The 23,418-nt window shown below is 65.2% G+C and carries 21 protein-coding genes; 8 read left to right on the top strand and 13 right to left on the bottom strand.

Features of this window, described 5'->3' with window-relative positions; translation table 11 throughout:
- Positions 1-69: 69 nt before the first annotated feature.
- Both HDIA_RS05800 and HDIA_RS05795 read right to left on the bottom strand, forming a co-directional pair.
- Positions 70-834: a DUF1194 domain-containing protein gene (locus tag HDIA_RS05800; protein ID WP_245884180.1), complete on the bottom strand. Its 765-nt coding sequence runs from the start codon at positions 832-834 to the stop codon at positions 70-72.
- A 724-nt stretch (positions 835-1,558) separates the two neighbouring features.
- Entirely contained in the window at positions 1,559-3,235 is a 1,677-nt protein-coding gene (locus tag HDIA_RS05795) for an electron transfer flavoprotein-ubiquinone oxidoreductase (RefSeq protein ID WP_099555210.1), read from the bottom strand.
- A gap of 234 nt (positions 3,236-3,469) precedes the next feature.
- Between HDIA_RS05795 and HDIA_RS05790 the strand changes: the two genes are divergently transcribed.
- Positions 3,470-4,369: a uracil-DNA glycosylase gene (locus HDIA_RS05790; RefSeq protein WP_099555208.1), complete on the top strand. Its 900-nt coding sequence runs from the start codon at positions 3,470-3,472 to the stop codon at positions 4,367-4,369.
- Positions 4,370-4,419: 50 nt separating this feature from the next.
- Here HDIA_RS05790 and HDIA_RS05785 read toward each other — a convergent pair whose 3' ends face one another.
- Both HDIA_RS05785 and HDIA_RS05780 read right to left on the bottom strand, forming a co-directional pair.
- Positions 4,420-5,037, bottom strand: a complete 618-nt coding sequence (locus HDIA_RS05785) for an HAD family hydrolase (protein WP_099555206.1) — start codon at positions 5,035-5,037, stop codon at positions 4,420-4,422.
- Positions 5,038-5,182: 145 nt separating this feature from the next.
- Positions 5,183-6,397: a polyhydroxyalkanoate depolymerase gene (locus tag HDIA_RS05780; RefSeq protein ID WP_099555204.1), complete on the bottom strand. Its 1,215-nt coding sequence runs from the start codon at positions 6,395-6,397 to the stop codon at positions 5,183-5,185.
- A 118-nt stretch (positions 6,398-6,515) separates the two neighbouring features.
- On the opposite strand from HDIA_RS05780, the gene HDIA_RS05775 reads away from it, so the two are divergent.
- Positions 6,516-7,172: a glutathione S-transferase gene (locus tag HDIA_RS05775; protein ID WP_099555202.1), complete on the top strand. Its 657-nt coding sequence runs from the start codon at positions 6,516-6,518 to the stop codon at positions 7,170-7,172.
- Positions 7,173-7,417: 245 nt separating this feature from the next.
- Positions 7,418-7,906, top strand: coding sequence for an SRPBCC family protein (locus HDIA_RS05770; protein ID WP_099555201.1), 489 nt, complete (start codon positions 7,418-7,420; stop codon positions 7,904-7,906).
- An 82-nt stretch (positions 7,907-7,988) separates the two neighbouring features.
- Here the strand turns inward: HDIA_RS05770 and HDIA_RS05765 are convergent, their stop codons facing one another.
- Positions 7,989-10,274, bottom strand: a complete 2,286-nt coding sequence (locus tag HDIA_RS05765; RefSeq protein ID WP_099555199.1) for an NADP-dependent malic enzyme — start codon at positions 10,272-10,274, stop codon at positions 7,989-7,991.
- A 159-nt stretch (positions 10,275-10,433) separates the two neighbouring features.
- Positions 10,434-11,351, bottom strand: a complete 918-nt coding sequence (locus HDIA_RS05760) for a LysR family transcriptional regulator (RefSeq protein ID WP_099555197.1) — start codon at positions 11,349-11,351, stop codon at positions 10,434-10,436.
- 141 nt (positions 11,352-11,492) lie between these two features.
- On the opposite strand from HDIA_RS05760, the gene HDIA_RS05755 reads away from it, so the two are divergent.
- The 3 genes from HDIA_RS05755 (at position 11,493) to moaB (ending at position 13,887) form a co-directional block, all read left to right on the top strand.
- Positions 11,493-12,953 (top strand): MFS transporter, encoded by a 1,461-nt coding sequence (locus HDIA_RS05755; RefSeq protein ID WP_099555195.1) that lies wholly within the window; start codon positions 11,493-11,495, stop codon positions 12,951-12,953.
- Positions 12,954-13,069: 116 nt separating this feature from the next.
- Positions 13,070-13,315 carry a hypothetical protein gene (locus tag HDIA_RS05750; RefSeq protein ID WP_099555193.1) on the top strand — a complete coding sequence of 82 codons (246 nt, stop codon included), beginning with the start codon at positions 13,070-13,072 and terminating at the stop codon, positions 13,313-13,315.
- A gap of 5 nt (positions 13,316-13,320) precedes the next feature.
- Positions 13,321-13,887: a molybdenum cofactor biosynthesis protein B gene (moaB, locus tag HDIA_RS05745; protein ID WP_099558729.1), complete on the top strand. Its 567-nt coding sequence runs from the start codon at positions 13,321-13,323 to the stop codon at positions 13,885-13,887.
- A 32-nt stretch (positions 13,888-13,919) separates the two neighbouring features.
- Here the strand turns inward: moaB and HDIA_RS05740 are convergent, their stop codons facing one another.
- Positions 13,920-14,645, bottom strand: coding sequence for a glycosyltransferase (locus HDIA_RS05740; RefSeq protein WP_099555191.1), 726 nt, complete (start codon positions 14,643-14,645; stop codon positions 13,920-13,922).
- Between the two features lie 111 nt (positions 14,646-14,756).
- Between HDIA_RS05740 and HDIA_RS05735 the strand changes: the two genes are divergently transcribed.
- Complete coding sequence (locus HDIA_RS05735) at positions 14,757-15,926, top strand: PA0069 family radical SAM protein (protein WP_099555189.1); 1,170 nt, start codon at positions 14,757-14,759, stop codon at positions 15,924-15,926.
- An 89-nt stretch (positions 15,927-16,015) separates the two neighbouring features.
- The gene (locus tag HDIA_RS05730) at positions 16,016-16,702 is read left to right on the top strand and encodes a ribonuclease HII (protein WP_099555188.1); all 687 of its coding nucleotides are present in this window, start codon (positions 16,016-16,018) and stop codon (positions 16,700-16,702) included.
- Between the two features lie 119 nt (positions 16,703-16,821).
- Here the strand turns inward: HDIA_RS05730 and HDIA_RS05725 are convergent, their stop codons facing one another.
- The 6 genes from HDIA_RS05725 to HDIA_RS05700 all read right to left on the bottom strand — a co-directional run bounded on the left by HDIA_RS05725 (position 16,822) and on the right by HDIA_RS05700 (position 23,391).
- Complete coding sequence (locus tag HDIA_RS05725) at positions 16,822-17,313, bottom strand: F0F1 ATP synthase subunit B family protein (RefSeq protein WP_099555185.1); 492 nt, start codon at positions 17,311-17,313, stop codon at positions 16,822-16,824.
- A 13-nt stretch (positions 17,314-17,326) separates the two neighbouring features.
- The gene (locus tag HDIA_RS05720; protein WP_425432938.1) at positions 17,327-17,938 is read right to left on the bottom strand and encodes a F0F1 ATP synthase subunit B; all 612 of its coding nucleotides are present in this window, start codon (positions 17,936-17,938) and stop codon (positions 17,327-17,329) included.
- Positions 17,939-18,205: 267 nt separating this feature from the next.
- Positions 18,206-18,427, bottom strand: coding sequence for a F0F1 ATP synthase subunit C (locus HDIA_RS05715; RefSeq protein WP_069307644.1), 222 nt, complete (start codon positions 18,425-18,427; stop codon positions 18,206-18,208).
- Between the two features lie 92 nt (positions 18,428-18,519).
- On the bottom strand, positions 18,520-19,284 hold the full coding sequence (locus HDIA_RS05710; protein WP_099555184.1) for a F0F1 ATP synthase subunit A: 765 nt from the start codon (positions 19,282-19,284) through the stop codon (positions 18,520-18,522).
- 69 nt (positions 19,285-19,353) lie between these two features.
- Entirely contained in the window at positions 19,354-19,686 is a 333-nt protein-coding gene (locus HDIA_RS05705) for an AtpZ/AtpI family protein (protein WP_245884178.1), read from the bottom strand.
- A gap of 246 nt (positions 19,687-19,932) precedes the next feature.
- On the bottom strand, positions 19,933-23,391 hold the full coding sequence (locus HDIA_RS05700; RefSeq protein ID WP_099555180.1) for a chromosome segregation SMC family protein: 3,459 nt from the start codon (positions 23,389-23,391) through the stop codon (positions 19,933-19,935).
- Positions 23,392-23,418: the final 27 nt, after the last annotated feature.

Raw genomic sequence — 23,418 nt, 5'->3', positions numbered from 1 at the left:
CCCCTCAGAGCATTCTAGTGATCGCATCGGATTGTCCGAAAACCGGTTCCCACTTTTCGGTCCGATGCTTCAGGGATCCATATAGCGCCGCCAGAGTTTTTCGCCGATCAGACAGTCCGTCGTTTTCGGCGCGGGCAGGATCACGTCCGCCGGGATGATCTGCGGCAGGCTTGCCGCCACCTCTAGGATCAGCTTGCGCCGGATGCCCTCGATCATCTGTTCCTCCCCCCTCACCGGCACGATGAAGGAGCCCGGACCGCCGATCACGCAGTCGCGGTAATAGAGATCGAGGTCGGCGATGGAGTAGGGCGAATAGCCGTCCGGCTTCAGCATGATCGGCAAGCCGTTGATGATGATGCCGCGCGAGAGCACCTTGTCGCGCACCGGCTCGACCATGCCGCCGCGATTGTTCGGACCGTCGCCGGACATGTCGATGACCTGCCGATAGGACCGAAAGCCGTTGCCGTCGAAGAGGTCGGCGGCGGCCGCAAGACCGCTCGATATCGAGGTCCCGCTGGCCATGCCGAGCTGGGCCTTGTCGATCTGCGCGGCAAAGGCCTCGGCACTTTCCATGTCGCTGATGAGGTGCCAGGGAACGGCAAGCCGCTGCTGGCCGGGACCGGCCCATTCGAAGTAGCTGATGGCGATCTTGCCGACGAGCCCCTGCCGGATGGCACCGACAACGTCCGGGTTGGTGATCGCCTCGATATAGCCCTGACGCTGGAGCATCTGCTCGTCGTAGTCCATCGACCGCGAGACGTCGACGGCGAGAACGAGTTCCAGATCGACCTCCGTCTCGGCAGCATCGGCCGGGGCGGAAAACAACGATGTCATGAACGCAATGCCGGCGGCGGCCACTGACGCGCCTAGATGCCGGACGAGGTACGCACTGGGAGCTCGGTCCATCGGAACCCTCCTATGCATGCGGCATGGAAAGCTTCCGGCAGGACGAGGGAAACGTCAATCGACAACGCGCGGAATGTTTCACCTTTGCGTGATCAAGGCTAAGGCAAAATTGAAGTTCCGGCTAAGCTCCGGGGACGGAAAATCCGCAGCTGAAAGCGGTTTGACAGCGCGGCTTTCATTTCGAGTCCGTTCGTTGAGAGATTGAATCATCTCTGAACCGACGGCACCTAGGCGCCAAACAATCTGATTCCAAGAATCAATATATCTTAATGATTTTATTAATATATTTTGTTCGACTTAAGACATTGAGTCTTGTCTGTGAAGTGCGGTCCCGGCGACGGCCAGGCCTTGCCTGCCAGAGTCCAGACACCTCTCTTCAAGCAGCGCTACAGCCTGTTTGCACGCGTTTCAGGCATGCCTAATATTCGTTCGAAATTGCCCATCACGTTATTGTGCGCCGCAGCAACCAAGCCTTCCGAAGCCGATTTCGGCTTCCGGAATATGACTGCCGTGCGTCCAGGCGGACGGCAGCGCGCCGCCAGCCAGCACCGTTACATGTTGGGATCGTTCGGCCCGCCGCCGCCTGACTCCCGTTGTCGAAGGCGGCGGCCGCGTGCTCCTCGCGGATGCGACGCACCGCCAGCCAGCAAACTCACATGTTGGGATAGTTCGGTCCGCCGCCACCTTCGGGCACCGTCCAGGTGATGTTCTGGTTCGGGTCCTTGATGTCGCACGTCTTGCAGTGGACGCAGTTCTGCGCGTTGATCACGAAGGTGGGGTTACCCTCCTCCACGCCCGTCCACTCGTAGACGCCGGCGGGGCAGTAGCGGGTCGACGGCCCGGTGAAAAGGTCCAGTTCCGAGCGCTGGACCGACGGGTCCTTGAGCTTCAGGTGGACCGGCTGGTTTTCCTCGTGGTTGGTGTTGGAGAGGAACACCGAGGAGAGCCGGTCGAAGGAGACCTTGCCGTCCGGCTTCGGGTAGGCGATCGGCTTGGCGTGGTTCTTGGTGAAGGTCGCCTCAAAGTCCCGGTAGCCATGCTTCAGGGTGCCGAAGAAGGAGAAGCCCAGCTTCTCGTTCATCCACATGTCGAGGCCGCCCAGCCCGATGCCGAACAGCGTGCCGAACTTCGACCAGAGCGGCTTGACGTTGCGCACCTTCCAGAGATCGCGGCCGATCGGGCCGTGCCGCCAGCCGAACTCGTAGTCGTTGATCTCGTCCTGTGCCCTGCCCGCGGTGAGCGCCCTGGCGACCGCCTCGGCCGCCTCGATGCCGGAGAGCATGGCGTTGTGGCTGCCCTTGATGCGCGGCACGTTGACGAAGCCGGCCGAGCAGCCAATGAGCGCGCCGCCCGGGAAGGTGAGCTTCGGCACCGACTGGTAGCCGCCCTCGGTGATGGCGCGGGCGCCATAGGAGATGCGCTTGCCGCCCTCGAAGGTGGCGCGCACCGCCGGATGGGTCTTGAAGCGCTGGAACTCCTCGAAGGGCGAGAGATAGGGGTTGGTGTAGTTGAGGTGCACCACGAAGCCGACGGCGACCTGGTTGTCCTCCAGATGGTAGAGGAAGCTGCCGCCGCCCGTGGACCAGCCGAGCGGCCAGCCGAAGGAGTGCTGCACGAGGCCCGGCCTGTGCTTGGCCGGATCGATCTCCCAAAGCTCCTTGAGGCCGATGCCGAATTTCGGCGGCTCGCGGTTCTGGTCGAGATGGAAGCGCGCGATGAGCTGCTTGGCGAGCGACCCGCGCACGCCCTCGCCGATCAGCACGTATTTGCCGAGAAGCTCCATGCCGCGCTGGAAGTTCGGCCCCTCTGTCCCGTCCTTCAGGACACCCATGTCGCCGGTCGCAACGCCGATCACCTTGCCGTCGTCGTCATAGAGCACCTCGGCGGCGGCAAAGCCCGGATAGACCTCGACGCCGAGTTCCTCCGCCTTGCCGGCCAGCCAGCGGCAGACGTTGCCGAGCGAGACAATGTAGTTGCCGTGGTTCGACATCAGTTTCGGCATCGCCCAGTTGGGCAGGCGCACGGACGCGGCCGGGCCGAGCATCAGGAACTGGTCGTCGGTCACCGGCGTCTTGATCGGCGCCGTCTCGTCCGCGCGCCAGTCGGGCAGCAGCCTGTCGAGGCCGATCGGGTCGATCACCGCGCCGGAGAGGATATGCGCGCCCACCTCCGAGCCCTTTTCCAGGACGACGACCGAAATCTCCTCGCCCTTTTCCGCTGCGATCTGCTTCAGGCGGATGGCCGCCGAAAGGCCCGCAGGCCCCGCGCCGACGATCACCACGTCGAATTCCATCTGCTCGCGCTCGGGCTGGCTGTCGCTCGCCGCCATCAGGCTCTCTCCCTTGTCTCAGTGGTCGCTGGCCGATTGATCGAAGGCCGGAATTGTTCCAAGGCAATGTACCCGCCGCGCGGCCCGGTGCAAGGCATGCGCTTCGTCGCAGCATCTCCAACCTTGGAACGAGTTTGCGCGATCCGTTGCTGGCGCGCACTGCGGTTTGCGCCTTGTGCTTCGAGGGCCAGCCTGATTGGATGCGCGGCATTCAACATCCAGCCACCGCGAGCGATGACCGAGCCTCCGCTTTCCTTTGCCGACCTGAAAGGCCTCCTCGAATGGTATGAGGCGATGGGCGTCGATACGGCGCTCGGCGACGATCCGGTCGATCGCTTCGCCGAAAGCGCCGCGCAGGCGGAGGCACGGGGCGCGCAGCGGACCATGCCGGCCGCTCCGCAACGCAATCTCCAGGAAAGCGGCGCGCGCTTCCAGCAGGCACCTCGGGCTGCCGGCCCGTCCACGCCGCCGCCTGCGGCCGCGGGATCGATGTCCGGCGCTACACTGCCGGGCGACGACGCGGTCATGGCGGCCCGCGAGGCGGCGCGTTCGGCGCAGTCGCTTGAGGAACTGGAATCGCTGCTGGCGAATTTCGAGGGCTGCAACCTGCGCCTCACGGCCAAGAATCTCGTCTTCGCCGACGGCAATCCGAAGGCGAGGCTGATGTTCGTCGGCGAGGCGCCGGGCCGGGACGAGGACATTCAGGGCAAGCCCTTCGTGGGGCGATCGGGAAAATTGCTCGACCGGATGCTGAAGGCCATCGGGCTCGACCGGGACTCAGCCTATATCGCCAATGTCATCTACTGGCGCCCGCCGGGCAACCGCGATCCCTCCGACCAGGAGGTCGCCATCTGCCGGCCGTTCATCCTGCGCCAGATCGAACTCGTCGATCCGGCGGTGCTGGTGTTCCTCGGCAACCAGCCGTCCAAGGCGCTTGTCGGGCGGGACGCGATGGTCGGCATCCGCAAGTTCCGTGGCCGCTGGCGCACCTTCGAGGTCGGCGGGCGGCAGGTGCCGCTGATGCCGACCTTCCATCCGGCCTACCTGCTGCGCCAGCCGATGGAAAAGCGCCTCGCCTGGCGGGATTTTCTGGAGGTGAAGGCAAGGCTCGCGGCGGTGACGAAACCAGACTGAGCGCGGCCCCACCGGACGTCGGAAGACGCCGCCTCGGAACCGCTCCGCTCTCAGGTCGCCAGCAGTCCCATTGCGCCGATCTCCTGCCGCAAGGCTTCGGCATCGCTGAAATGGATGCCCTGCCAGCCGGCCGCCTTGGCGGCGTCCACATTCTCCAGCTTGTCGTCGATGAAAACGGTCGCCGCAGGGTCGAGGTCGAAGGCCTCCACATGGGCCTTGTAGATGGCCGGGTCCGGCTTCATCACGCCGACCAGGCCGGAGACGGTCGCGCCACGAGGCTTTTTCAGGAAGGGGTAAAGTTCCTGCACCTCGGGAAACGTGTCGGCGGAAAAATTCGTCAGCAGCGTGACGTCGTAGCCGGCCTCCAGAAGCTCATCCATGATCGAGACCGTGCCGTCATAGGCGTAAGGCACCATCTCGTGCCAGTGGCGGCGGAAGGCCCTGATCAGGTTCTCCCAGTCCGGATGCTCGGCGATCAGGACCGCCTCGGCGTCGGCCCAGCTTCGCCCGCGATCCTGCTCGTAGTTCCAGGCGTCGGTGCAGACGTTGTCCAGGAACCAGCGGCGCGTCTTCTCGTCGGGAATGAGATGCCGGTAGGGAACCTCGGCCTCGTAGTGAACGAGGACGCGACCGATATCGAAGACGACGTGACGGATTTTCTCTGACATGCAGGCAATCCCGTGGAACTGGACAACGACTTCTGAAACCAACGGCAAAGGACCGACAGGACCCATCCCGGCCAACGGTGGGCCGAGAGCGAACCAATAAGATCAATTCATCAAATTTCGATGGCGGAGGGTCAAGAGTCGAAGGCTATTCCATCGCCAGGATCATGTTGCGCACGACGGGGTAGATCTCCCGCTCCCAGCGCTTGCCGTTGAAGACGCCATAGTGGCCAACGTTGGCCTGAAGATGGTGGCGCTTCAGGTGCGGACGCAGGGACCGGCAAAGGTCGTGCGCGGCGGCAGTCTGGCCGAGCGCACAGATATCGTCGCGCCCGCCCTCCACCGTCAGAAGGGCCGTCTTGCGGATCGCCCCGGGATCGACCTTGCGGCCACGATAGGTGAATTCGCCGACGGCAAGCTCGGCCTTGTGGAACACCCTCTCGATGGTCTCCAGATAGAACTCCTCGGCAAGATCGAGGACGGCGAAATACTCGTCGTAGAAGGTCTTGATCTTCTCCGCCTCGGCCTTTTCGCCCCTGGCGAGATGACGGTAGAGCTTGGAATGGGCGCTGCGGTGGCGGTCCATGTTCATGGCCATGAAGCCGACGAGTTGCAGGAAGCCCGGGTAGACCCGGCGGCCGGCACCCGGATAGCGCGCTGGTACCTTGGAGATCACCGAACTCTGGAACCAGTCGAGGGACTTGGCGACCGCGAACTCGTTCACGGATGTCGGGCTTTCGCGCGGATCGATCGGTCCGGCCATCAGCGTCATCGTACGCGGCGTTGCCGGATTATTGTCCTCCGACATCACCGCGACGGCAGCCAGCGCCTGGACGCAGGGCTGGCAGACGGCGAGCACGTGACCGTGCGGACCCATCGTCTCCAGGAAACGGATGACATATTCCACATAGTCGTCGACGCCGAAGCCGCCGGCTTCCAGCGGCACGTCGCGGGCGTTGGCCCAGTCGGTGATAAAGACGTCGTGGTCACGCAGCAGTGTCTCCACCGTCCCGCGCAGCAGCGTCGAGAAATGCCCGGACAGGGGCGCCACGACAAGGATGCGCGGCTGCTCGCTGTCGATGTCCTTGGAAAAGTGCAGCAGCTTGCCGAAGGGCAAGTCGAGGGCGACCCTCTGCGTCACCGGCACCATGCGATTGCCGACGGGCACCGCCTCGATGCCGAAGTCGGGACGCGCGTGGCTGAGATGATAGCGCGAGACCATCTCCATGGCGGCGGCAAAGCGCATCGCGACGTTTTCGCCGGCACCCCAGAAGGCAAGACGGGTCACCGACTGCATCAGCCGCGCCATCCGGCGGACGGGTGCAATCATATCGTCCTGGAATTGATAGGCATCGTAAAGCATTGACCCGCCTCTCCCCCTTTTTAGGGATGCTGCACCACACAAAAAGCTAGTGCAATTCTCGCTGCGTTGCGAGAGGATCGTTCGACGCATCATACCGGCCCCGGGGACAGCGACGGACATGGCAAAGGCGACACTGACGATCTCGTCCAAGAATTACTCCTCGTGGTCGTTGCGCGGCTGGCTGCTGTGCCGCATGGCCGGCATCGATTTTGAGGAAATCCAGGCCGATCTCGACACCGAGGAGGCTCGCCAGGAGTTGCTGCTGCTCTCGCCCTCGGTCCTGGTACCGCGCCTGACGCATGGCGACGTCGTCGTGTGGGATACGCTGGCGATTGCCAACTATGCGGCCGAAACCGCGCCGAAGGCCGGCATCCTGCCAACCGACAAACCGGCGCGGGCGCATTGCCGGGCCGTGTCGGGCGAGATGCACTCGGGATTCTACAATCTGCGTTCGGCGCTGCCGATGAACCTCAAGGCCCGGCACAAGAGCTTCAAGATTTTCTCCGGTGCGAGGCCGGACGTGGAACGCATCAAGGCGATCTGGACCGAGTGCCTCGACCAGTATGGCGGACCCTATCTCTTCGGCGAGACCCCGACCATGGCCGACGCCATGTATGCGCCCGTCTGTACGCGCTTTCGCACCTATGCGGTCGACCTGCCGGACGATCTTGCGGCCTACTGCGAGCGTATCTTCGAATGGCCGCTGATGGTGGAGTGGACCGAGGGGGCACTTGCCGAGCCCGACGAGATCGTGGAGCTGGAAGTCGAGTTCTGACATCGCAAGACGCCCGTACGTCAGATGCGTACAGCCCGGCCTCTTTCATGAGCCTTCCAAACCGCACCGAACGCCGGCAAGACGCCGCCGGACTCCCGGACTGCCCACACATGACAGTGCGACAATTTTTCCCGCTGGCTGGCCGGTATCGGCCGAACTAAGGTCATCCGGCACACTTACGACTTCGTAGTGGCCCATGTGCTTCGTGCGCACAGGATAAAAAAACGCCTCCGGGAGGATCAATCATGACCATTCGCGCCCTGGCGCTCGGCCTTGCGGCCAGCGTCATCGCCATCACGCCCGCATTCGCAGTGGAAACGTCCAAGCGCGTCGAGGACAAGTCGCTGAAGGTCGAGACCGTCTGGACGACTGTCGGCGACTTCTGCGGGATCGGAACCTGGCATCCGGCCGTCGAAAAATGCGAGCTTTCGGAGAAGGACGGCGCCACCCTGCGCACGCTGTCGCTGAAGGGCGGCGGCACAATCGTCGAGAAGCTGGAAAAGTGGGACGACGCCGGCACCAGCTACACCTATTCGATCGTCGAGAGCCCCCTGCCCGTCGCCAACTATGTCTCGACCATTTCGGTCGCGGCCGATGACGATGGCGGTGCAAGCATCAGCTGGGAAGGCACCTTCGACGCCAAGGGCGCCAGCGACGACGAGGCCAAGGCGGTGATCGACGGCATCTACGAGGCCGGCCTCAACGGGATCGTGGAAAAAGCCAAGTCGATGTGAACGGTGGTTGCCGGGATCGCACCGTCCAGATTGAAAAAGGCGCCCGAAGGGGCGCCTTTTTGCGTTCCGATCTGCCCCGCGCCTATTTGTCCACGGCCGTCATCGCGGCGATGGCCGTCATGTTGACGACGCCGCGCGAGGTCACCGACGGGGTGATCATGTGCACCGCTTTGGCCGGACCGATGAGGATCGGGCCGACGTGGAGGGCGTCCGTCGAGATCTTCAGGACCGACAGCGTGATGTTGGCGGCGTCGAGATCGGGGAAGACGAGGAGGTTCGCCTCGCCCTTCAAGGTCGATTTCGGCATGACGCGCGACCGGTCGAGCAGCGAGAGCGCCGCATCGCCGTGCATTTCGCCGTCGACCTCGAGATCGGGGACCTTCTCGCGCAGAATGGCCAGCGCATCGCGCATCTTGGCGCCGGAAACGCCCTCGCGGGAGCCGAAGTTCGACGCCGACAGAAGCGCGGCACGCGGCGTGATGCCGAAGCGCCGGATTTCTGCCGCCGCCATCATCGTCATCTGGGCAAGCTCTTCCGGGTTCGGGTCCGGTGTCACATAGGTGTCCGTCAGGAACAGCGGGCCACGGTTGGAAATCAGCAGCGACAGGGCGAAATAGTCCGTGGCGCCCGGCGCAAAGCCGATGATACCGCGCAGATGCTCGATATGGCGGATGAAGCGGCCTTCAAGGCCGGTGATGAGAGCGTCCGCATCGCCCCGGACGACCGACAGCGCACCGATGACGGTGGCGTTGGTGCGCACGATGGTGCGGGCGGCATCGGGCGTCACACCCTTGCGTGCGACCTTGTCGAGGTAGAGGTCGACATAGTCGCGGTAGCGCGGATCGTCTTCCGGGTTGATGATCTCGAAGTCGCGGCCGGGCCTGATCTTGAGACCGAAGCGCTTCAGCCGCGTTTCCACCACGGCCGGACGGCCGATCAGGATGGGCTTGGCGATGCCGTCCTCAAGAATGACCTGGGCGGCGCGCAGGACACGCTCGTCCTCGCCGTCGGCCAGCACGACGCGCTTGGCCTCCTTCTTTGCCGCCGCAATCACCGGCTTCATGGTGAGACCGGAGCGGAAGACGAAGCGGTTCAGGCGGTCCTGATAGGCGTCGAAATCGGTGATCGGCGCCATGGCGACGCCGCTTTCCATCGCGGCCCGCGCAACGGCCGGGGCAATGCGCAGGATGAGGCGCTGGTCGAGCGGCGGCGGGATCAGATAGTTCGGCCCGAAGCTGTCGGCCTCGCCGGCGTAGGTCTGGGAAGCACGCTCCGGCGGCTCTTCCTTGGCGAGCGCCGCGATGGCCTTGACCGCCGCCTGCTTCATCTCCTCGTTGATCTGCGTCGCGCCGACATCGAGCGCGCCGCGGAAGATATAGGGGAAGCAGAGGACGTTGTTGACCTGGTTGGGATAGTCCGACCGGCCGGTGCAGATCATCGCATCGGGACGGGTGGCAATGGCCAGTTCCGGCGAGATTTCCGGGTTCGGATTGGCGAGCGCCATCACCAGCGGCTTTTCGGCCATCTGCAGCAGCATCTCGGGCTTCAGGATGCCGCCGACGGACAAGCCGAGGAAGACGTCCGCCCCGCCGATGACCTCGACCAGCGCCCGCTTGTCGGTCTCTTGCGCATAGACCTCCTTCCAGCGGTCCATGAGCGTCGGGCGGCCCTTGTAGACGACGCCGTCGATGTCGGTGACCCAGATGTTCTCCCGCTTCACGCCAAGCGAGACCATCAGGTTGAGACAGGCGATCGCCGCGGCGCCCGCGCCGGAGGTGACGATCTTGATGTCTTCCAGCTTCTTGCCGGCCAGTTCCATGCCGTTGACGATGGCAGCGGCCACGATGATCGCGGTGCCATGCTGGTCGTCGTGGAAGACGGGGATCTTCATCCGCTCGCGCAGCCGGGTCTCGATCTCGAAGCATTCCGGCGCCTTGAAGTCTTCCAGGTTGATGCCGCCGAAGGTCGGCTCCAGCGCCGCGACCACATCGACCACGCGCTCGATGGCGGTCTCGTCGACCTCGATGTCGAAGACGTCGATGCCGGCGAATTTCTTGAAGAGGACGGCCTTGCCTTCCATGACGGGCTTGGCCGCCAGAGGACCGATCGCTCCAAGACCAAGCACGGCCGTGCCGTTCGTGACCACGGCGACGAGATTGCCTCGGCCGGTGTAGAGGGCGGCGTTGGCCGGGTCGTCCCTGATGGCCAGACAAGGCGCGGCGACACCCGGTGAATAGGCCAGCGCCAGGTCGCGCTGGTTGCCGAGCGGCTTCGTCGCCCGGATTTCCAGCTTACCGGGCCGCGGCGAGCGGTGATAATAAAGCGCGGCTTCGTCCAGCTCAGGTCCGGTCAGTCGCTCGTTGGCCATCGTCTTCTTTCCCTGATTGGCGCGGGCTGCAATTGCGGCCTTTTAGCACATCGGGAAGCAAGGGCACGCGATGAATGGCCATTTCGGCCAAATTGTTGTTTTGCATCGCACAATGGGATTGACCGCCAACCGGAAGGCATTGCTTTGCGGCGAAGATGCTTAGCCGGATCCGGCGGCATCGCCCTCGCCGCGCCTGCAGACCGCGCGGACGCAGCCGCGCAGCCACCGATGGGCTGGGTCGGCATCGAGACGCGGGTGCCACAGCATCGATACCGTGATCTCCGGCAGCCGAACCGGCAGGGACAGGACGGCAAGGCCAGCGCGCAGGTTTTCCGTATGGCGGTCGGGGACGCAGGCGACCAGATCGGTAGCCCGCACGAGCGCTAGGGCTTCCGTATATCCGGCGACGACGGTCGCGATCTCCCGTCTCAGGCCCAGCGACCCAAGGGCGTCATCGACCGCGTCCCGGTCGAGACCACGGCGCGAGACGAGCACGTGCCGGGCGGCGGCATAGCGGGCGGGCGTCATCTCCCCCGAACACAAAGGATGTCCAACGCGCACGACAGCGACGAAGCGATCGCGAAACAGGGCCTGCGCGCGCACTTCCGGCCCCAGCGTGCTGGTGACAACGCCTGTCTCCAGGTCGACGCTGCCATCGCGCAGCGATCTGCTGTCCTTGTCCGGCTTCGGCACGAAGCGCAGCCTGACGCCCGGCGCTTCCTCGCCGACGCGCGCGATCAGCGCCGCTCCAAAATTCTCCACGAAGCCTTCCCGGTTCCTGAGGGTGAAGGTCCGCCGAAGCCGATCGAGGTCGAGAGCCTCGACCGGACGCAGGACGGCCTCTGCGCCTTCCACCAGCGGACCGACGCGCTCGCGCAATTCCAGCGCTCGCGGTGTCGGCACGAGGCCCCGCCCGGCTCGGACGAGCAACGGATCGCCGGTCGTCTCCCGCAGCCGCGCCAGCGTGCGGCTCATCGCGGACGGACTGAGCCTCAGCCTCCTTGCGGCCCGCGCCACGCTGCCCTCCTCCAGAAGGACATCGAGCGCGATGAGCAGGTTGAGATCGGGACGGGACATCGGTGGATCATAGCATCGCCGCCCCGATTTGACATGGCGTATCATGCACTGATCAGGTGCAAACGATGCGCGTTCCGCCATGATATCTTCGGGCCTACGTTTCCCGTCGATCCTTTTCATTCCCCGGCAGGAGACGAAGTCATGGCCAATCCGTCCATTTCAGACGACACACTCAAGGAGCGCAGCACGCCGGCGCCCTCCAGCGGCTGGGCGCTCGTCAGCCTCGCCCTCTCGATGCTGCTGTCCTCGCTTGGCGTCAGCATCGCCAATGTCGCCCTTCCGGCGATGGCCGAAGCCTTTGCGGCGCCCTTTCAGGACGTGCAGTGGATCATCCTTTCCTATCTGCTGGCGGTAACGGTCGCCATCGTCGGTGCCGGACGCCTGGGCGATGTTCTCGGCCATCGCCGGGTTCTCCTCGCCGGTGTCCTTCTGTTCACGGCGGCGTCGCTCCTTTGCGGCCTTGCCCCGACGCTCGCGACGCTGATTGCGGCCAGAGGCGCGCAGGGCCTTGGCGCCGCCGTCCTGATGGCTCTCACGGTGGCATTTGTCCGCGAGACGGTTCCAAGGGAGCGGACAGGCCGCGCCATGGGGCTGCTCGGGACAATGTCGGCCATCGGCACCGCGCTCGGTCCCAGTCTCGGCGGCGCCCTCATCGCCGGCTTCGACTGGCGCGCGATCTTCCTTGTCCTGGTGCCATTGGGGCTGACCGCTTTCCTTGTCGGCAGCCTCGCCCTGCCCAAGGGGCAGCCGAGCACGGCAGCGAACCGGCCCGGCTTCGACCTGCCGGGCACGCTGGTCCTTGCCTTGACGCTCGCCGCCTATACGCTGGCCGTGACCGCCAACGGAGAGCATTTCGACCTGCCGCACGTCGCGCTGGTTGTTCTGGCGGCCGCTGGTACCGGGCTCTTCGTGCGGATCGAATCGAGGGCAGGCTCACCGCTGATCCGGCTTGCCGCCTTCCGTTATGACGGGCTCGGCGCCGGCCTTGGCATGAACGCGCTTGTTGCGACCGTCATGATGACGACGCTGGTGGTCGGGCCATTCTATCTCTCCCGAGCCCTCGGTCTTTCCAACGCCTTCGTCGGCGTCGTCATGTCGATCGGACCGGTCATTTCCGCACTGACCGGCCTTCCCTCCGGACGGCTCGTCGACCGACTGGGTGCACAATCGGTCGTTTTCGCCGGCCTTGCGGCCATGGCTGTCGGAGCCTTCTTGCTCGCAACGCTGCCCGCAGTCTTCGGAATTAGCGGCTATGTCGCCGCCATCGCCATCCTGACGCCGGGTTACCAGCTCTTCCAGGCCGCCAACAACACTGCGGTCATGATGGATATCGGTCCCGACCAGCGCGGCGCCATTTCCGGCCTGCTGAGCCTTTCCCGTAATCTCGGCCTGATGACCGGCGCATCGGTGATGGGCGCCGTCTTCGCCTTCGGAGTCGGCTCCGGCGACATGGCTTCGGCCCCGGCGAACGCCATCGCCGCCGGCATGCAAACGACCTTCATGGTCGCGGCCGCGCTGGTCGTTGTCGGGATGGCGATCGGCCTTGCGAGCAGAGCGCTCTGCGCGCGGGTCGCACCGACGGAAGGAAGCCGTGAAGGCTGACGGCCGCCGGGAATGGCAAGCCGATCCGTTCGCCCTCTCTTGCCATTGGCTCCAGGATCACGACATGAATGGTCCGCGCCCCAAAAAACCCACGACCAACGGGATCAAGAGCAACAGTGACCAAGGACAGCCAGCATCCCTTCTTCAGACCGGTCTGGCGGCGCTATGCCGTGATTGCGGTGGCGCTCGTCTGGGCCGCCGCCGAATGGATCGGAGGCTCGCCGATGTGGGGCTCCATCGCCATCGCAATGGCGATCTACGGCTACTGGAGCCTCATTCTCAACTACGAAGGCGGCAAGGCGGAGAACGGTGCAACGCCGGACGCGCCGAAGCAGAGCCAAGACTCGAAAGAACAGGAGTGACCGCGATGGCGACCGGACTGGACGAAAGCAGGCCCTTCATTGCCCTGTCGATTGCCGTCGTGACGGTGTCGGACAGCCGCTCGCTGGAGGACGACAAGTCCGGCCGCACACTGGCCGACCGGATCGAGGCGGCCGGGCACAGGCTTCATTCGCGGCATATCGTGACCGACGATGTCGAGGCCATTCAAGAGGTTGCGCGCCAGCTCATCGCCGACCCCGCCATCGACGTGCTGATCACGACGGGCGGCACAGGCTTTACCGGCCGGGACGTGACGCCGGAGGCGATGACGCCGCTGTTCGAGAAGACGATGGACGGCTTTTCGACCATCTTCCACCAGATTTCCTACAACAAGATCGGCACGTCGACGATCCAGTCACGCGCGACGGGCGGCGTTGCGAACGCCACCTACATCTTCGTGTTGCCGGGTTCGCCCGGCGCCTGCAAGGACGCCTGGGACGGCATCCTAAAGGGGCAGCTCGACTATCGGCACATGCCCTGCAATTTCGTGGAGATTATGCCGCGGCTCGACGAGCATCTGAAGCGCGGAAAGCTGAAGACCGAGAAGGCCTGAGGCGCGGACAGGCGTTCGAACGAAAGTGCCGCTCAGGCGCGGGTATCGCTGCTGCTTTGGGCCGGCAGCCCGTGCAGCCGTACCAGGAAGCGCGGCGGAATGGCGAGCGCGGCCAGCGTCCGGCTGACGCTGCGGCGAATGCCCCGCTGCATCTCGCCCGGCCAGGCCGAAGCGACGATGCTGGCCTTGGCCCTTGCCGTCACCCAGCGCGAGCGGCCGATACGGCGGAAGATGTCCACGTCCTCCATCACCGGCAAGGGACGGTGACCGCCGAGGCGGCGGTAATGCTCGCGGGAGATCAGCAGCCCCTGGGCACAATGGGGAACGCCGGTAATCCCGCGCGCGACCGCCACGGCCCACTCGCTGAGGCGCGCGCCCGGACCGAGGGCATCCAATGCGAAGCGGAAGACGATCGCCTGATCCGCGCCCTTGCCGACCGAGCGCTCCAGCCGCTCGATCAGCGATGCCACCTCCCGATGCCACCCCGCCTCGAGGATGACACCCGGACGAAGGAAGAGCAGCCAGTTGCCGCGGGTCGCTTCGCTCGCGCCGCGCGCCAACCGCACGCCGAGGGGCTCCTCGCCTCTCAGAAACGTGCAGCCCGTTACGTCGGCGACGACTTCCGTCTGGTCCTTCGATCCCGCGTCGACGATCACGACTTCGCGCACGAAGCCGTCGGCCGCGGCCGGCACCAGCGACGCCAGTGTCAAAGCCAGGCTGTCCTCGGAATTTCGGGTCGGAATGACGACACTCAGCATAGTTCATGACTATCGCCTTTTCCTGCCGAATGCGAGTGCATGATAACGAAAAGGTGTCTTCCCGAAGTCGTTTGTTCTTTTTTTGTTCTCGTCGTTTGCTATACTCCGCGCATGCCGAGATCACAGCAACCGATTCACAGTGATGGTCCACCACCCGCCGCATCGCTTCTTCAGGGCGATGCGATCCATGCGGACGGGCTCGGGGATACGAGCGTGCGCGCCGACCTTCGGCGCGGGCGTGGTGCCGGGCTCAATCCGTCGAGCCGTTTCGAGCCGTTGCAGACGATCGGCTTCGACGACGGCTGGAACGATCCGGACGAGATTTTGCCGCCGCTCAAGACCGAGGTGCAGGTCGAGTGGGCACGCAAGATCATCACCCGCAACGAGTCGCCGGATATCTCCTTCGACCGCTCGATCAATCCCTATCGCGGCTGCGAGCATGGCTGCATCTACTGCTTTGCCCGTCCGACCCATTCCTACATGGGGTTTTCGCCGGGCGTCGACTTCGAGACGCGGCTCTTCGTCAAGCCGAATGCGGCCGAATTGCTGGAGCGGGAGCTCGGTGCGCCATCCTACCAGCCGAAGGTCATCGCGATGGGGACGAACACCGACCCCTATCAGCCGATCGAGCGGGAGTACAAGATCACCCGGCAGGTGCTGGAGGTGCTTGCGAAGACATCCCATCCGGTGATGATCGTCACGAAGTCGGCCCTCGTGACGCGGGATATCGACATCCTCGCTCCGATGGCGAAGCAGGGCCTTGCCAAGGTCGCCCTCTCGGTGACGACCCTCGACAGGCGGCTGGCGCGGGCGATGGAGCCGCGCGCCTCGACCCCGCAAAAGCGGCTGGAGGCCATCCAGCAACTGAACGAGGCCGGCATTCCGGCCGGCGTGATGGTGGCACCGGTCATCCCAATGGTCACCGACATGGAGATCGAGCGCATTCTGGACGCGGCCTTCGCTATGGGCGCGCGGGAAGCCGGCTATGTGCTGCTGCGCCTGCCGCTGGAGGTTTCCGAACTGTTCCGGGACTGGCTGCTGCGTCTGTTCCCCGACCGCTACCGGCATGTGATGTCGCTCATCCGGTCGATGCGGGGCGGCAAGGACTACGATGCCGAATGGGGCAAGCGCATGCGCGGGTCCGGGCCTTACGCTTGGCAGATCGGCCGGCGCTTCGAGATCGCGAGCAAGCGGCTCGGCATCAACAAGTCGAAGACCAAGCTGCGGACCGACCTATTCCTGAAGCCGACCGCTGGAGGCGTTCAGCTGTCTCTGTTCTAGGCCGGCAGCCGGGGCGACTGGCTGCGCCTTGGGCTTATGCTGCGAGAACCCTTTTCGACCCGCTGCTTCAGGGCGCTATAGTCCGCCGCATGGCCAGACGACGCAGCGATTCTCCCGACCCATTATTTCCCGATCTCCTGCCTGCGGCGCTTTGCGACCGCCGGCTGGAACTCGACGCCATGCACCGCCATGGCGGTCCTGTCGCGGGGCTGGACGAGGCGGGACGAGGGCCGCTCGCCGGCCCCGTGGTCGCCGCAGCCGTGATCTTCGACGGCGAGCCGCCGAAGGGTCTCGACGATTCCAAGAAACTGACGGCAAAGGCCCGCGCAGCGCTCTTCGAGGAGATCATCGCCGGCCATCACGTGGCCGTTGCCTGCGCCTGCGCCGTGCGAATCGACGAGATCAACATTCTGGCCGCCTCGATGGAGGCCATGGAAAAGGCGCTGGCGGCGCTGGCGGCAAGACCCGCCGCGGCGCTCGTCGACGGCAACCGCCTGCCGGCAAGGCTCGGCATTCCGGCCGAGGCCATCGTGAAGGGGGACAGCCGCTCCTCGGTGATCGCAGCGGCCTCCATCGTCGCGAAGGTGACCCGCGACCGGATGATGGAGAAGGCCGCCCTCGCCTACCCCGGCTACGGCTTCGAAAGCCACAAGGGCTATGGCTCGTCGAAGGTGCATCAGGAGGCTCTGGCCGAACTCGGACCCTGCGCCCTCCACCGCCAGAGCTTTGCGCCGGTCCGGGCCGCCCTTGAGCGCGTGTCCTCCCGGTCCGGCTGACTGCCGCCTTCGCCGGTGTGTCGGCAAACCCGGCGCCGGCCCTTCCGCCATCCGCAAATGAGAAAAGGCGCCCCGCCAGCCAGCGGAGCGCCTTTCAATTTCTGTCCGAAATCGCAGGATCAGTTCATGCGGGCCCGGACGTTGGCAATGCTCTTGGCGATCAGATCGTCGGAGAGCGGCCCGGTGACCTTGTCCTGCAGAAGCTGCGAGGCGGCGGCGACGGCAACATCGGCGGCAACGGCGCGGACGTCGTTCATGGCCTGAACCTCGGCCTGGGCGATCTTGGTCTCCACCGCCTTGGTGCGGCGGTCGATCAGTTCGGCCAGCGCCTTTTCGGACTCTTCCGTCAGCCGGACGGCCTCGGCCTTGGCGTTGGAAATGATGTCCTCGGCGGCCTGGCTCGCCTCGCGGGCCTTGCGCTGATATTCGGCGAGCAGGGCCTGCGCCTCCTCGCGATAGCGCCGGGCTTCGTCAAGCTCCTTGGCGATCCGCTCGGAGCGGTCGTCGAGCGCCTTCATGGCCGCCTTGTCGACGCGCTTGATCAGCAGGATGCCGAGGAAGCCGATGAGGGCGATAAAGGCCCAGAGTGTGGCAAGAGACGTTGCGTCCATGGATCAGCCCTCCTCAGCGGCTCTGCGCGGCGCTCACAGCACCGGAAATCTCATCGCTGGAGACTTCCGTGCCGGCAAGCTGCGTGACGATGGCGGCCGCGGTTTCGTTGGCGATCGCACCGACCTCCGACATGGCCTGAGACTTGATCGACGCAATGCGCTCCTCGGCCTCGCCAAGCTTCGTTGCCAGTTCGCCCTCGACGCTCGCGCGCTTGGCGGCCATTTCGGCGGACAGCTTGTCGTGGGTTTCGCGGGCGATGGTGTGCGCCTTGTCGCGGGCCTCAGCGAGAGCCGCTTCATAGGCGGCTACGGCGTCGTCGCTTTCCTGCTTCAGCCGTTCGGCTTCCGAAAGGTCCCAGGCGATGCGATCATGCCGGTCTTCCAGAATGCCGCCGATGCGCGGCAGGGCGACCTTGGAAAGCAGGTAATAGAGAAGCCCGAAGCTGATCGCCAGCCAGAGCACCTGGGAGGCGAAATGGGTCGTGTCGAACGGCGGGAAAACATGCTCCCCGCCCCCATGCGCACCCGCTTCGAGGGCCTGGACCATTTCCGTGCCATGCTGCGGCGTTTCTGCCATTGTCGCAATCCCGTCTGTGGCGGCCCGGTCCGCGACGGCCTCGATCAGGCCAACCGGCGGTCCGGCAAAATTTACGGCCGCCAGTGACGGCGGCGCTTGTGTCGAAATGATCGACTTCAAAACGGCAATGTCTGACGCCGAAATCCAGCGTCAGACCCCGCCCTTGCTCACCTGCCGGCCCCTCGTGACCGCGGCATCGCCGCCTGTCCCCACTTCCGGCAGATGATCCTTCGCTGATCACCTCAACCGGCCATCTGCGCAAGAGTGGCAGACGGCCCTGGGGGAAGAGACCTTCCCCGTCGTCTTTCCGCTGTCTCAGAGAACGAGCAGGAAGGCGATAACGAGCGCGAAAATGCCGAGACCTTCGGCGAGCGCCGCGCCGATCAGCGCGTTGGTGAACTGCTCCTTGGCAGCCGACGGGTTGCGCAGGGCGCCCGACAGGAAGTTGCCGAAGATGTTGCCCACACCGATAGCGGCAAGACCCATGCCGAGACAGGCGATACCGGCTCCGAGCAGCTTGGCGGCATCCGCTTCCATAATCATTCTCCTTGGTTGAACGTGATCAAACAGTGATCTTTTTGGCCTGATGGAAAGACGCCGTCGGCGCCGTTTTGACCTCGGTCAGAAGGTCAGTGATGCGGATGCAGTGCGTCCTTGAGGTAGACGCAGGTGAGCACCGCGAAGACAAAAGCCTGAAGGCCGGCGACCAGGAATTCGAGCGCCGTGATCGCGATCGTCATCAGGAAGGGCGCGATGGCGCCGACGACCCCGAGAAAACCCATCGCACCGAGCGTTCCGACGAAGCCGGCGAACACCTTGAGCACGATGTGACCGGCCAGCATGTTGCCGAAAAGACGAAGCGACAGTGAAACCGGGCGGGCAAAGAAGGAAATGAACTCGATGAGGCTGATCAGCGGCAGCAGGATCAGCGGCACGCCGCTCGGCACGAAGAGCAGCATGAACTTCGGGCCGTTCTTCACGAAGCCGACGATGATGACCGTCAGGATCACGAGGATCGCCAGCGACGCCGTCACCACGATCTGGCTCGTCACCGTGAAGAAGTAGGGCACGAGGCCGAGAAGGTTCAGCGTCAGGATGAAAGTGAAGAGCGAGAAGACGAAGGGAAGGAACTTCATGCCTTCCTCGCCGAGAACCTGGCGGACCGTGCCGGCCATGAACTCGTAGAGCATCTCGACGGTGGACTGCAGACGGCCGGGAACAAGCTTGCGAGACTTCGTGCCCACCATCATGAAAGTGACGATCAAGGCCACGGCCACGAACATGAACAGCGAGGAGTTCTGGAACGCCAGCTTCATGTCGGCGACATTGCCGAGCGGAATCAGGTCATGGATGATGAACTGGTGTACCGGGTCCACCTTGTCGGCCGTTGCCACCTGAGCACTCCCCTCTCGATCGTCGCCGGCCCCACCGGCCCACGACTTCTCTCAATTATCACCACGCCGTTATTTCGGCGCGGCATCATCATCAACGCGACTGGCGCGCGCCATTCCTAGGACGCCCGCAGCAAAGCCAAGAATGAGGAGGACAATGAGACCGATCGGAGATGTCCCCAGCAACCGGTCAATTCCCCACCCCAATACCGCACCGACAAGAACGCCACCGACGAACTCACTCGCAAGACGAAAGGCCTTGCTGTAATTCGAGCCGAAGTCGTTACCTTCGGGCGCCCTGGCCTTCGCCTGGTCGTCCTTGATTTTCGCCAGGGCCTGCTCCAGCTTCGCCTTGCGCTTGGCCAGATCGTCCTGATCGCTATGATCGTTGCCCGGATCGCTCATTTGCGTCGCATCCGCCGTCGTCTCGCCGTTTCCCGGCATTCCTGCGTCACACGCCGACCCAAGCACCCGAAGTCGGGCGCACAATAGTCAGCGACCCGAAAGCTGTCAAGGCGGCGCTCAAAAGTATTATGTCGTTGTTTTTACTTAGAAAAACCTTGCAGCATTTACCATGGCATACCAATGGGCACAATGGCTGATCCCGAATGCCTTCACCGGAGCGCCCGCCCCGGCGAACCTGACGATGTGTCAGACTGCCTCAAGGAAGCGGCCGGCCGTTTCAAGGTCCACGGAAACCAGCTGAGAAACACCGCGTTCGGACATCGTGACGCCGAAGAGCCGGCGCATGCGCGCCATGGTGATCGGGTTGTGCGTGATCACCAGAAAACGCGTCGATGTGCCGCGCACCATCTCGTCGAGCAGATCGCAGTAACGCTCCACGTTGGCATCGTCGAGCGGGGCATCCACCTCGTCGAGCACGCAGATCGGCGCGGGGTTGGTCAGGAAGACGGCGAAGATCAGAGCCATGGCCGTCAGCGCCTGCTCGCCGCCCGACAGAAGCGTCATCGTCTGGGGCTTCTTGCCCGGTGGCCGGGCGAGAATCTCGAGGCCCGCATCCAGCGGATCGTCGGAGTCCACGAGCTGCAGCTCGGCCGTTCCACCGCCGAACAAGTGCTTGAAAAGGCGCTGAAAATGCTCGTTCACGACATTGAACGAGGAGAGCAGGCGCTCGCGGGCCTCGCGGTTCAGGTTCTGGATCGCGCCGCGCAGACGCCGGATGGCCTCGATCAGATCGTCCCGCTCGGACAGGAGCGCCGTGCGCCGCTCCTCGACCTCGCCAGCTTCCGTTTCCGCCTGAAGATTGACGCCGCCGAGGCGCTCCCGCTCCTGCCGCAAGCGGTCAAGCCGGCTTTCGATGCCATCGATCCGGGGTAGCGGCGCATCGGTCCTGATCTCGGCGATGGCGGCGAGGGCCGCAGGCTGGGCCTCGAAATGTTCGGTGATTTCCGCCTCGAGATCCTCGCGGCGCATCCGCGCCGCCGCCACGCGTTCCTCGGCGCGCGCCTTTCCCTCACGCACCTCGCCGAAGGCGACCAGGGCCTGGCGGGCAGCCTTGTCGGCCGCACTCGCCTCGGTCTCCGCACGGGCCAGGGCATCGGCTGCGGCGACGCTCGTCGCGCGGGCTTCATCGATCTGGAAAATGAGTTTTCCCCGCGCGGCGACAAGCTGCCCGGGCCGCTCCGCCAACGCCTCCCGCTCGGCGGCGATCGCGATGCTGCGCTCTTCAAGAACCGCCATCTGGCGCCGCGCCTCAGCAAAGCGGCGCTCCCACCCGGCCTTTTCGTCCTCAAGGTCGGCAAGCCGGCGTTTGCGCAGCGCCGCTTCGCGCTCCAGTCCGTCGACGGCCGAGCGCGCTTCCGCCAGTTCCGCCCGCCGCTCTGCCGCTCTGGCACGGATCGCCGAGAGCGCGGTGACAAGAGCGGAATGGTCCGGCAGGGCTGCCAGCCTTCGCTCGGCGTCCGCAGCAGCGTCCAGGGCTTCGGCGAGTTGCTGGTCGAGACGTTCGCGCTGCTGGGCGAGGGACTCGCGCCGCATCGCCAGTTCGGACGCGGCGCGCTCAGCCGCGGCCTTGCGGTCCTTCGCTTCACCGAGAGCCCGATTGGCGGCACGGACAGCTTCGCGCGCCGCCTTTTCCTCCTCACGCGCCTCTTGCGACTTTGCCTGCGCGCTGGCGACGTTGCCGCGTTCGATGGCCACACGTTTGCGCAGATCCGCTGCCCTCGCGTCGAGTTCGGCGAGCCGGTTGCGGCTTTCCAGCCGCTGGGCGGCCGGCGTCGGCGCCTCGGCGCCAGCCACATAGCCGTCCCAGCGCCAGAGGTCGCCTTCGCGGGAAACGAGCCGCTGGCCGGGCTTCAGGCGCATGCGCATGTCCTCGCCCTCCGACCGATCGACGACCCCGATCTGGGCAAGGCAACGGATCAGCGCATCGGGCGCCTTCACATAAGCGCTCAGCGGCGAGACACCATCAGGCAGCGGCGGATCGTCGTCGCCCGGTCCCGGCACCGACCAGTGCGCGGGCGCGCGCTCGTCGACCGGCGCTTCCATGTCGTCGCCGAGGGCGGCACCAAGGGCGGTCTCGTAGCCGCGCTTGGCCGTCACCTGATCGACGAGCGGCGGGAAAAGCTGGCCCATCTCGACATTCAGAATGCGGGCGAGCGTGCGCGCCTCGGTGTCGAGCCTGCCAAGTTCGCGCTCGGCCTCGCCAAGCTGCTGGCGCGCGGCGCGCTCGCCGTTCGCGGCCGCCTCGATCGCGGCCTCGGCGGCATCGCCGCGCTTTTCGGCGTCCGAGAGGGCGATCTCGGCAGCCTCCGCCGCGTCCGCCGCTTGCACCAGCGGAGCCTGAGCGGCCATGCGCCGCTCAAGGTCATCGAGATCGTGGTCCGTGCAGGTAAGTTCGTCCCCCAGCCTTGCCGTCCGGCCGGCGGCATCGCGAACCGAGCGCTCCAGCGCCTCGCGCTGCGCCTCGGCCTGGGCGTGTTCCTGGGTGATCCGGTCGAGTTCGAATTCGGCCTCGGCCAGAAGATCGGCCGCATCGTCGCGGGCGCCGCTCGCCTCGGCCAGCCGGGCCGCATCGCCTTCGCCCTCGGCAACGATTTCGGCCATGGCACGGGCAAGATCGCCAAGGCGCTGGTCGTTGTCTTCGACAAGTGACTGCTCGCGGGCAAGGTCGCGCTCGGCTTCCTCGCCGCGCCGGGCAAGATCCTCAATCCGGCTGCGAACCCGCTTTTCTTCCGCCTCCGATTCGCCCAAGGCGGCCTGCAGGCGTTGCAGGGCGGCCCCTGCAGCCGCGGCCTTCTCGCGCGCCTGAGGCAGGGCATGCGCGGCGATCGCCTCGATGCGGGCGGCCTCGGCCTGTGCCGTCTGGGCATCGGCCAGCGCCAGCACGACCTCGGCCAACGCCGCGTCCGCCTCCTCGCAGGCGGCGGAACTTGCCCGCCAGCGCAGATAGGCAAGCGCAGCCTCTTCCTTGCGGATTTCCCGGGACAGAGTGCGATAGCGCGACGCCTGACGGGACTGCCGCTTCAGGGCATCGAGGCGCACATCGATCTCGCTCAGGACGTCCTCGAGGCGGTCGAGATTCTGCTCGGCAGCCTTGAGACGCAACTCCGCCTCGTGGCGGCGGCTGTGGAGACCGGAAATGCCCGCCGCCTCTTCCAGAATCTGGCGCCGCGCAGAGGGCCGCGCCGCGATCAGTTCGCCGATCTGGCCCTGACGCACCATCGAGGGCGAGCGCGAGCCGGTCGAGGCATCGGCAAAGAGGAGCTGCACGTCGCGGGCGCGCACCTCGCGCGAATTGATCCGGTAGACGGAGCCGGCCTCGCGCTCGATCCGGCGCGTCACCTCCAGCCGGTCCGCATCGTTGAAGGCGGCCGGCGCCTCCCGCTCCGTGTTGGCCAGCAGAAGCGTGACTTCGGCGCTGTTGCGCGCCGGTCGATGGGTCGAACCGGAGAAGATGACGTCGTCCATGCCGGACGCGCGCATGTTCTTGTAGGAGTTTTCGCCCATGACCCAACGCAGGGCCTCGACAAGATTCGACTTGCCGCAGCCATTCGGCCCCACCACTCCGGTGAGGCCGGGCTCGATCAGGAATTCCGTCGGCTCAACGAAAGACTTGAAGCCGACGAGACGGAGCTTTTCAAACTGCATCACCGATCCGACATGGCCGCCCCGGCG

Origin of the sequence: Hartmannibacter diazotrophicus (assembly GCF_900231165.1) — a bacterium.
Lineage (GTDB): Bacteria > Pseudomonadota > Alphaproteobacteria > Rhizobiales > Pleomorphomonadaceae > Hartmannibacter > Hartmannibacter diazotrophicus.
This window is presented reverse-complemented; position numbering and strand designations above follow the sequence as displayed.

What these genes read in the sequence shown, in the direction of transcription:
- HDIA_RS05800 (WP_245884180.1), bottom strand. Translation starts at nt 834, where the DNA reads ATGACATCGTTGTTTTCCGCCCCGGCCGATGCTGCCGAGACGGAGGTC.
- HDIA_RS05795 (WP_099555210.1), bottom strand. Translation starts at nt 3,235, where the DNA reads ATGGCGGCGAGCGACAGCCAGCCCGAGCGCGAGCAGATGGAATTCGAC.
- HDIA_RS05790 (WP_099555208.1), top strand. Translation starts at nt 3,470, where the DNA reads ATGACCGAGCCTCCGCTTTCCTTTGCCGACCTGAAAGGCCTCCTCGAA.
- HDIA_RS05785 (WP_099555206.1), bottom strand. Translation starts at nt 5,037, where the DNA reads ATGTCAGAGAAAATCCGTCACGTCGTCTTCGATATCGGTCGCGTCCTC.
- HDIA_RS05780 (WP_099555204.1), bottom strand. Translation starts at nt 6,397, where the DNA reads ATGCTTTACGATGCCTATCAATTCCAGGACGATATGATTGCACCCGTC.
- HDIA_RS05775 (WP_099555202.1), top strand. Translation starts at nt 6,516, where the DNA reads ATGGCAAAGGCGACACTGACGATCTCGTCCAAGAATTACTCCTCGTGG.
- HDIA_RS05770 (WP_099555201.1), top strand. Translation starts at nt 7,418, where the DNA reads ATGACCATTCGCGCCCTGGCGCTCGGCCTTGCGGCCAGCGTCATCGCC.
- HDIA_RS05765 (WP_099555199.1), bottom strand. Translation starts at nt 10,274, where the DNA reads ATGGCCAACGAGCGACTGACCGGACCTGAGCTGGACGAAGCCGCGCTT.
- HDIA_RS05760 (WP_099555197.1), bottom strand. Translation starts at nt 11,351, where the DNA reads ATGTCCCGTCCCGATCTCAACCTGCTCATCGCGCTCGATGTCCTTCTG.
- HDIA_RS05755 (WP_099555195.1), top strand. Translation starts at nt 11,493, where the DNA reads ATGGCCAATCCGTCCATTTCAGACGACACACTCAAGGAGCGCAGCACG.
- moaB (WP_099558729.1), top strand. Translation starts at nt 13,321, where the DNA reads ATGGCGACCGGACTGGACGAAAGCAGGCCCTTCATTGCCCTGTCGATT.
- HDIA_RS05740 (WP_099555191.1), bottom strand. Translation starts at nt 14,645, where the DNA reads ATGCTGAGTGTCGTCATTCCGACCCGAAATTCCGAGGACAGCCTGGCT.
- HDIA_RS05735 (WP_099555189.1), top strand. Translation starts at nt 14,757, where the DNA reads ATGCCGAGATCACAGCAACCGATTCACAGTGATGGTCCACCACCCGCC.
- HDIA_RS05730 (WP_099555188.1), top strand. Translation starts at nt 16,016, where the DNA reads ATGGCCAGACGACGCAGCGATTCTCCCGACCCATTATTTCCCGATCTC.
- HDIA_RS05725 (WP_099555185.1), bottom strand. Translation starts at nt 17,313, where the DNA reads ATGGACGCAACGTCTCTTGCCACACTCTGGGCCTTTATCGCCCTCATC.
- HDIA_RS05715 (WP_069307644.1), bottom strand. Translation starts at nt 18,427, where the DNA reads ATGGAAGCGGATGCCGCCAAGCTGCTCGGAGCCGGTATCGCCTGTCTC.
- HDIA_RS05705 (WP_245884178.1), bottom strand. Translation starts at nt 19,686, where the DNA reads ATGAGCGATCCGGGCAACGATCATAGCGATCAGGACGATCTGGCCAAG.
- HDIA_RS05700 (WP_099555180.1), bottom strand. Translation starts at nt 23,391, where the DNA reads ATGCAGTTTGAAAAGCTCCGTCTCGTCGGCTTCAAGTCTTTCGTTGAG.